This window comes from Streptomyces otsuchiensis (assembly GCF_004305975.1).
Taxonomy (GTDB): Bacteria; Actinomycetota; Actinomycetes; order Streptomycetales; family Streptomycetaceae; genus Streptomyces; species Streptomyces otsuchiensis.
This window is the reverse complement of sequence record NZ_BHZI01000275.1, coordinates 1-7,605: the sequence shown is the minus strand read 5'-3', so window position 1 is coordinate 7,605 and position 7,605 is coordinate 1. Positions and strand designations below refer to the sequence as shown.

Genomic DNA, 7,605 nt, shown 5'->3' with positions numbered 1-7,605 from the left:
CCGGTGGGCAGGGCGGTGGCGGTGGCGGTGGCAGCGGCGTCGGCGGGTGCGGGGGCGGCGACCACCAGGTGGGCGTTGGTGCCGCACCAGCCGAAGGAGCTGACCCCGCCGAGCAGCGGCGCGTCCTCGGTGGCGGCGGCGAGTTCCCGGCGCGCGGTCAGCGGGCGGATCTCACCGGCGGCGCGGGTGCTCTCGGAGGGCTCGGTGAAGTTGAGGTTGGGCGGGGCGGCGCCGTTCTTCAGCACCAGCACCGTCTTGATCAGCCCGGCCATGCCGGCGGCGGCCTGGGTGTGGCCGACGTTGGTCTTCACCGCGCCGACATGGAGCGGGTTGTCCTGGGTGCGCCGGCCGAACACGTCGGTGAGCGCGCCGAGTTCGATGGCGTCGCCGAGCGGGGTGCCGGAGCCGTGCGCCTCCACGAAGGAGATCTGGTCCGGTGAGACTCCGGCCGCGGCGTGCGCGGCGCGGATGACCTGGACCTGGGCACCGCGGCTGGGCGCGGTCAGGCCGTTGCTGCGGCCGTCCTGGTTGACGGCGGAGCCGCGCAGCACCGCGTGCACCCGGTGGCCTCGGCGGACGGCGTCGGAGAGCCGTTCCAGGACCACCAGTCCGGCGCCCTCGCCCATCACATAGCCGTCGGCGCGGGCGTCGAACGTCTTGCACAGGCCCTCCGGGGAGAGCATCGACGCGGCGCAGGCGTTGATGTACATGTCGGGGTGCATCGCCACGAACACGCCGCCCGCGACGGCGAGATCGCACTCGCCGCGGCGCAGCGCGGATCCGGCCTGGTGGACCGCGACCAGCGAGGAGGAGCAGGCGGTGTCCACCGCGAAGGTGGGACCGCGCAGGTCGAAGTGGTAGGCGAGCCGGCCGGCGACCACGCTGGAGGAACCGCCCTGACCGAGGTAGGGCTCGGTGACCACGGTGGTGCCCTCGGCCTCGATCTGCACCCGGCCGTACTGCATGATGTCGGAGAACCCGACCAGCACGCCGGTGCGTGAGCCCGCCAGCGACGGGGCGGGGGTGCCCGCGTCCTCCAGCGCCTCCCAGGTCAGCTCCATCAGCAGCCGCTGCTGCGGGTCCATCCGCAGCGCCTCCTGGGGGGAGCTGCCGAAGAACGGCGCGTCCCAGCCCGTGACATCGGAGAGAAAGGCGCCGCGGGTGGTGTAGACGCCGTGCTCGCGGACGCCTTCGGAGAGGTCGAACCGGCCGCCGGGCACCTCGTCCAGGACCGCGGAGCGGCCCTCGCTGAGCAGGTCCCAGTAGGCGTCCACGCCGTCCGCCCCGGGGAAGCGGCACGCCATGCCGACCACGGCGATCGGCTCGTCGGCCGCGGCCAGTCTGCGCCGGGCCTCGGTGAGATCGGTGGTGGCCTTCTTCAGGTACTCGCGGAGTCTCTCTTCGCCTGCCATCTTCTGCTTCCTGCCTCGTCTCGCCGTTTTCGTGGGCGGTTGGTCTGTTCGGTCGCCGTCGGTGCGCCTCCCGGCGGGGCGCCGGGGCCGGGGTGCGGCCCGGCCCCGGCCCCGGGGTGGTCAGGGCTGGGAGTCGATGAAGGCGAACAGCTCCTCGTCGGTCGCGCCGTCCAGTACGGCGGCGTCCCTGGGCGCGGCGGCGGTGGCCCCGAGCCGGTCCAGCGCCCCGAAGAGGGCTCCGGTGACCCGCTCGCGGACGCCGGGGTCCGCGACGCGGAACTCCTCGGTGATCCGGTGCAGCAGGTCGTCGACGGCGGTCACCGGGTCGGGTGCCTCAGGCAGCAGCAACCCGGCCAGGTGGGCGTCGAGGGCGTCGATCGTCGGATGGTCGAAGACGAGCGTCGCCGCGAGGTCGAGCGCGGTGTCGGCCTGGACGCGGTTGCGCAGTTCGACCGCGGTGAGCGAGTCGAGACCCAGGTCGATGAAGGGCGCCGCGCCGTCCAGGGAGGCCGGGGAGCCGTGGCCCAGTACCGCGGCCACATGACCGCGGACCGCCGCCGTCAGCAGCTGCCGTCCCGCTTCCGGGGCCACCTCGCGCACCGCGGCGGCGAGTGCCCCGGCCTGCCGGGCGGGCTTGCCGGTGCCGGCCGCGGCGGTGGTCCTGCGGCCGCGCACCAGGCCCTGGAGAACTGCCGGGACCGGTTCCTCCCGGCGCGCGCCCAGGCTCCACCGGGAGGCGACCACCAGCGGCTCGGCCTCCGGGTCGGTGAGCACCACGTCCAGCAGCCGCAGCCCCTGTTCCTCGCTCATCGGGGCGATGCCGGCGCGGGCCAGCCGTGCCTGGTCGGCGGCGGTCAGCTGGTCGCCCATGCCCGGGCCGGACCAAAGGCCCCAGGCCACCGACACCGCCGGCCGGCCCTCGGCCCGCCGCCGGGCGGCGAGCGCGTCCAGGAAGGTGTTGGCCGCGCCGTAGCTGCTCTGCCCGGCGTTGCCGAGCACACCCGCGACGGAGGAGAAGAGCACGAAGGCGCGCAGTGGGGCGTCGGCGGTCAGCCGGTGCAGTGCCCAGGCCGCGTCGACCTTGGGCCGCAGCACCCGGGCCAGCCGCTCGGGGGTCTGCCCGGTGAGCATGCCGTCGTCGAGCACGCCGGCGGCGTGCAGTACGCCGGTCAGCGGCTGCTCGGCGGGCACCGAGGCGAGGAGCGCGGTCAGCGCCTCGCGGTCCGCGACGTCGCAGGCCGCGATCCGCACGGTGGCGCCGAGCGCGGACAGTTGGGCGGTGAGTTCGGCCGCGCCGGGGCTGTCCGGTCCGCGCCGCGAGGTGAGCAGCAGATGCCGCACCCCGTGCCGCTCGACCAGGCGCCGGGCGACGAGCGCGCCCAGTCCGCCGGTGCCGCCGGTGACCAGCACGGTGCCGTCGCCGAGCCCCGCGCCGCCGTCGCCGGCCGCTGCCCGCCGGGCGACGCGCGGCACCAGGACCGCGCCGTCGCGCAGCACCAGCTGCGGCTGGCCGGCGTCGGCGGCGGCGGCCACCAGGTCCAGCACGGCGGGGTCGGCGCCGCCGGCGAGACCGCCGGCGAGCACGAACCGGCCGGGGTGCTCCAGTTGCGCCGTGCGCACCAGGCCCCACACCGCGGCGGTCACCGGGTGCTCGGGGTCGGCGGCGACCACCAGCCGGGCCGCCGGGTGGCGGTTCCCGTCGGCCCACTCCTGGAGGACCGTCAGCACCGCGGTGCTGACCCGGCGGACGGCGTCCGGCAGCTCCTCGCCGTCGCCGGGGCCCTCGGCGGACGGGCCCGCGGCGAGCGCGTCGCAGTCCAGCAGCACGAAGTCGGGGGTGCCGCCGTCCTGGCTGTCGCCTCCGAGCCGCCAGCTGCGGCCCGCACCGGCCGCGGCGACCGCCAGGGGCGTCCAGTCCAGCCCGTGGTAGCCCTCGACGGTGGTGCCGCCGGCGGCGGCGACCAGCGCGGCCGGGCTGACGGAGCGGACCCGCAGTTCCTCGGCGGCGACTACCAGGGTGCCGTGGGCGTCGGCGGCGGTCAGCGAGAGCCGGTCGTCCTCCTCGCTGACGATCCGGACCCGGAGCCGCGTCGCGCCGGGCTCGGCCAGCCGCAGGCCGCGGAAGCTGAACGGCAGCCGCAGTTCGTCGGAGCCGCTGCTGAGCAGGTAGGGGTGGAAGGCGGAGTCCAGCAGCGCGGGGTGCACGCCGAATCCGTCGTGGCGGGCCACTTCGGGGATCTCCACCTCGACGAACAGTTCGTCGCCGCGCCGCCAGGCTCCCAGTACCGCCTGGAACGCCGGGCCGTACTCGTAGCCCATGGCGGCCAGCCGCTCGTAGCCGCCGCCGAGGTCCAGCCGCTCCCCGCCGGGCGGGGGCCAGGCCGCGGCCCAGGCGCAGACGTCGCCGGGGGCGTCGTCGGGGGCGAGCCGCCCCGAGGCGTGGCGGGTCCAGGGAGCCGAGGTGTCGGAGCGGGCCAGTACCTGCACCGTGCCGTCGCCGCCGACGGCGACCTGGAAGTCCAGGGAGCCGCGCTCGGGCAGCAGCAGCGGTGCCTCGAAGGTGAGTTCGTCGATCCGGCCCAGCCCGCTGCGGGTGGCCGCCTCGGCGACGGCGTCCAGCAGGGCGGTGGCGGGCACGATCGGGGTGTCGGCGACGGCGTGGTCGGCGAGCCAGGGCAGTTCGGCGACGCCGAAGCGGCCGGTGGCGACCAGCCCGCCGTCGGCGGTCTCCAGCGCGGCGCCGAGCAGCGGGTGCGGCAGCGCGGTCAGGCCGAGCGCGCCGGCGTCGAGGTGGCCGGACGCGCGGCGCAGCCAGTACCGGTCGCGGTCGAAGGCGTAGGTGGGGAGTTCGACGGTCCGGCCGCCGGGCGCGGTCGCCGCCCAGTCCACCGGGGTGCCCGCGCTCCACGCCTCGGCGAGGCCGGTGAGCAGCGCCTCCGGCTCGGGCAGCGAGCGGCGGGAGACGGCGGTGACGGTGGCGTCGCCGGTCAGGCTCGCGCGGACCATCCCGGCGAGCACCGGGCGCGGCCCGATCTCCAGGTGGACGCCGGTGCCGGCGGCCTCCAGGCGGGCGACCATCGCGGCGAAGCCGACCCGGCCGCAGATCTGGTCCGCCCAGTAGCCGGGGTCGGTCCACTGCCTGCCGGGGCCGAGGTTGGTCTCGTAGGGCAGGGTCGGGGTGCGGAAGGTGAGTGCGGCGAGTTCGGCTGTGAACTCCGAGACCATCGGCGCCATCAGCGGCGAGTGGAAGGCGTGGCTGACGGTGAGCCGGGTGGTTCTGCGCCCGCGTTCCGCCCACTGCGCGGCGATCTCCTCGCAGAGCGTCTCGTCGCCGGAGATCACCACGTCGGCCGGGCTGTTGACGGCGCCGATCTGCACCAGGTGCTCACGGCCGGCCAGCGTCGGGGCGACCTCGTCGGGCCCGGCCGCCACGGCGACCATCCCGCCGCCCGCGGGCAGCGCCTCCATCAGCCGGCCGCGGACGGCGACCAGCCGGGCGGCGTCGGCGAGGTCCCAGACACCGGCGACATGGGCCGCGGCGATCTCGCCGACCGAGTGCCCGGCGACCTTGCCGGGGCTGACGCCCAGCGTCTCCAGCAGCCGGAAGAGGGCGACCTGGTAGGCGAAGAGAGCGGGCTGGGTGAAGGAGGTGCGGTCCAGCAGCGGCGCCTCCTCACTGTCCGGGCCGGCCCACATCACCTCGCGCAGCGGGCGCTCCAGGTGCGGGTCGAGCGCGGCGCAGACCTCGTCCAGGGCCTTCGCGAAGACGGGGTGGGCCCGGTACAGCTCCTGGCCCATGCCGAGCCGCTGGCCGCCCTGCCCGGTGAAGAGGAAGGCGGTGGAGACCCGTCCGGGGGCGGTGCCGTGCGGAAGACCGGAGCCCTCCGGGTCCTCGGCGAACTCGGCGAGGCGGCGCAGCAGTTCCTCCCGGTCGCGGCCGACGGCCACGACCCGCTGGGCGTGTGTGGCACGGGTGGTGGCGAGCGAGTGGGCGATGTCGGCGGGGAGGGCGGCGGCGTCGGAGGCGATCCGCCGGCGCAGCCGCTCCGCCTGGCCGGCCAGTGCGGTGAGGGAGGCGGCCGAGAGCGTCCAGGCGACCGGCGCGCCTCCGGCGGGCACCTCCGCGACGTCGTCCCCAGCCGTGGAGACGTGCGCGTCGGTGGCTCCGGCGGCCGGCACGGCCGGCGGCTCCTCCAGCACCACATGGGCGTTGGTGCCGCTGATGCCGAAGGAGGAGACGGCGGCGCGCCTCGGCGCGCCCTCGCGGGGCTCCCAGCTCCGCTCCTCGGTGAGCAGCCGCACCGTTCCGGAGTCCCAGCCGACCCGGGGGGAGGGCTCGGTGACGTTGATGGTGCGGGGCAGCACGCCGTGACGCATCGCCATCAGCATCTTGATCATGCCGCCGACGCCCGCGGCGGCCTGGGAGTGACCGATGTTGGACTTCAGCGAGCCCAGCATCACCGGGCGGTCGGCGTCCCGGTCGCGGCCGTAGGTGGCGATCAGCGCGTTGGCCTCGATCGGGTCGCCGAGGGAGGTGGCGGTGCCGTGCGCCTCGATGGCGTCGACGTCGGCGGGGGTGAGCCGGGCGTCGGCGAGGGCACGGGCGATGACCCGTTCCTGGGCGGGGCCGCTGGGGGCGGTCTGGCCGTTGCTGGCGCCGTCCTGGTTGATGGCGGAGCCGCGGATCAGGCCGTGGACGGGGTGGCCGTTGCGCTCGGCGTCGGAGAGCCGCTCCAGCAGCAGCACACCCGAACCCTCGCTCCAGGCGGTGCCGTCGGCGTCCGAGGAGAAGGGGCGGCAGCGGCCGTGCGGGGAGAGCGCACGCTGCCGGGAGAACTCCACGAAGGTGTCCGGCGTGGCCATCACCGTCACCCCGCCGGCGACGGCGAGGGCGCACTCACCGGCCCGCAGCGCGCGCACCGCCTGGTGGACGGCGACCAGCGAGGAGGAGCAGGCGGTGTCGACGGTGACGGACGGCCCCTCCAGGCCGAAGGTGTAGGAGACCCGTCCGGAGAGCATGCTCGGCGTGCTGGAGACCAGCAGCGTTCCCTCGGCCTCGTCCGGGACGGCGCCGGAGTGCTGGGCCGCGTAGTACTCGTACATGAGCCCGGCCCATACGCCGGTGTCGGAACCGCGCAGCGTCTCCGGGTCGATCCCGGCCGACTCGAACGCCTCCCACGCGGTCTGGAGGAAGATCCGGTGCTGGGGGTCGATGCAGGCGGCGTGGCGCGGGCTGATCCGGAAGAAGGGGGCATCGAACTCGGCGGCCTCGTGCAGGAATCCACCGCGGGTGGTGTAGGTGGTGCCACGGGAGTCCGGGTCCGGGTCGTAGAGCTTCTCGACGTCCCAGCCGCGGTCCCCGGGGAACTCGCTGGTGGCGTCGGTACCGGAAGCCACCAGCTGCCACAGGTCGGCGGGGTTCTCCACGCCTCCGGGGTAGCGGCAGCCGATCCCCACGACGGCGATGGGCTCGTGGTCCCGGTCCGCGGTGGCGGCCAGCCGGCGGCGGGTGTCCGCCAGATCCGCGGTGACTTGTCTGAGGTATCTGCGAAGCTGCTCTTCGGTTGCCATGGTCTTCCCTCCGGATGTGCGTGAGTCGTCGGTCGCGTCTAGAGCTGGTTGTCGATGAACGCGAACAGGTCTTCGTCGCTGACCTGTCCGAGCTCACCGGGCATGTCCGGCACGCCACGACCCGCGCGGAGGCGGTCGAGAGCCTCACGCAGCGTCGACTCGGCGGCTTCGCGGTCGCCGGGATCCGCTGCCGCGGTGTCGATGAGTGCGGTCACCGCGTCCAGCGCCTCGCGCAGCGTGCCGGGCGGGGCGGCGGACGGTGGCGGTCCGTGGACGAGGCCGGCCAGATAGTCGGCGACTTCGGTGACGGTCGGATGGTCGAAGGTCAGCGTCGACGGCAGCGACAGCCCGGTCAGGTCCTGCAGCAGGATGTGCAGTTCGACAGCGGTCAGGGAGTCGAATCCGAGGGCGGTGAAAGGCTGGTCCACCTCGATGCTCTGCGGTCCGGCGTGGCCGAGGACGGCCGCCACCTGCTCGCGGACGAAGTCCACGGTGGGTGTCACCGCGGTCTGTGGGGTGGGCGCCGCGGCGCCGGGGCTCTGAGCACCCGGGGCCGCGGACGTGTGGGGGGTCTCCGGCGCCGCGGTGGGGCGCAGCGCGCGGAGCACGGCCGGGGCTCCGG

General features: G+C 75.5%; 1 protein-coding gene and 2 pseudogenes. All 3 read right to left on the bottom strand.

Translation table 11 applies throughout. The features are described 5' to 3' along the window. On the bottom strand, positions 1-1,412 hold a 1,412-nt coding region (locus tag E0D90_RS21325), incomplete at its 3' end, for a beta-ketoacyl synthase N-terminal-like domain-containing protein (protein WP_174856238.1). Positions 1,413-1,532: 120 nt separating this feature from the next. Further along, positions 1,533-6,983: pseudogene (locus E0D90_RS21320) on the bottom strand (SDR family NAD(P)-dependent oxidoreductase); the annotation flags it as partial. Between the two features lie 344 nt (positions 6,984-7,327). Beyond that, a pseudogene (locus E0D90_RS28650) lies at positions 7,328-7,411 on the bottom strand (acyl carrier protein); the annotation flags it as partial. Positions 7,412-7,605 lie beyond the last annotated feature (194 nt).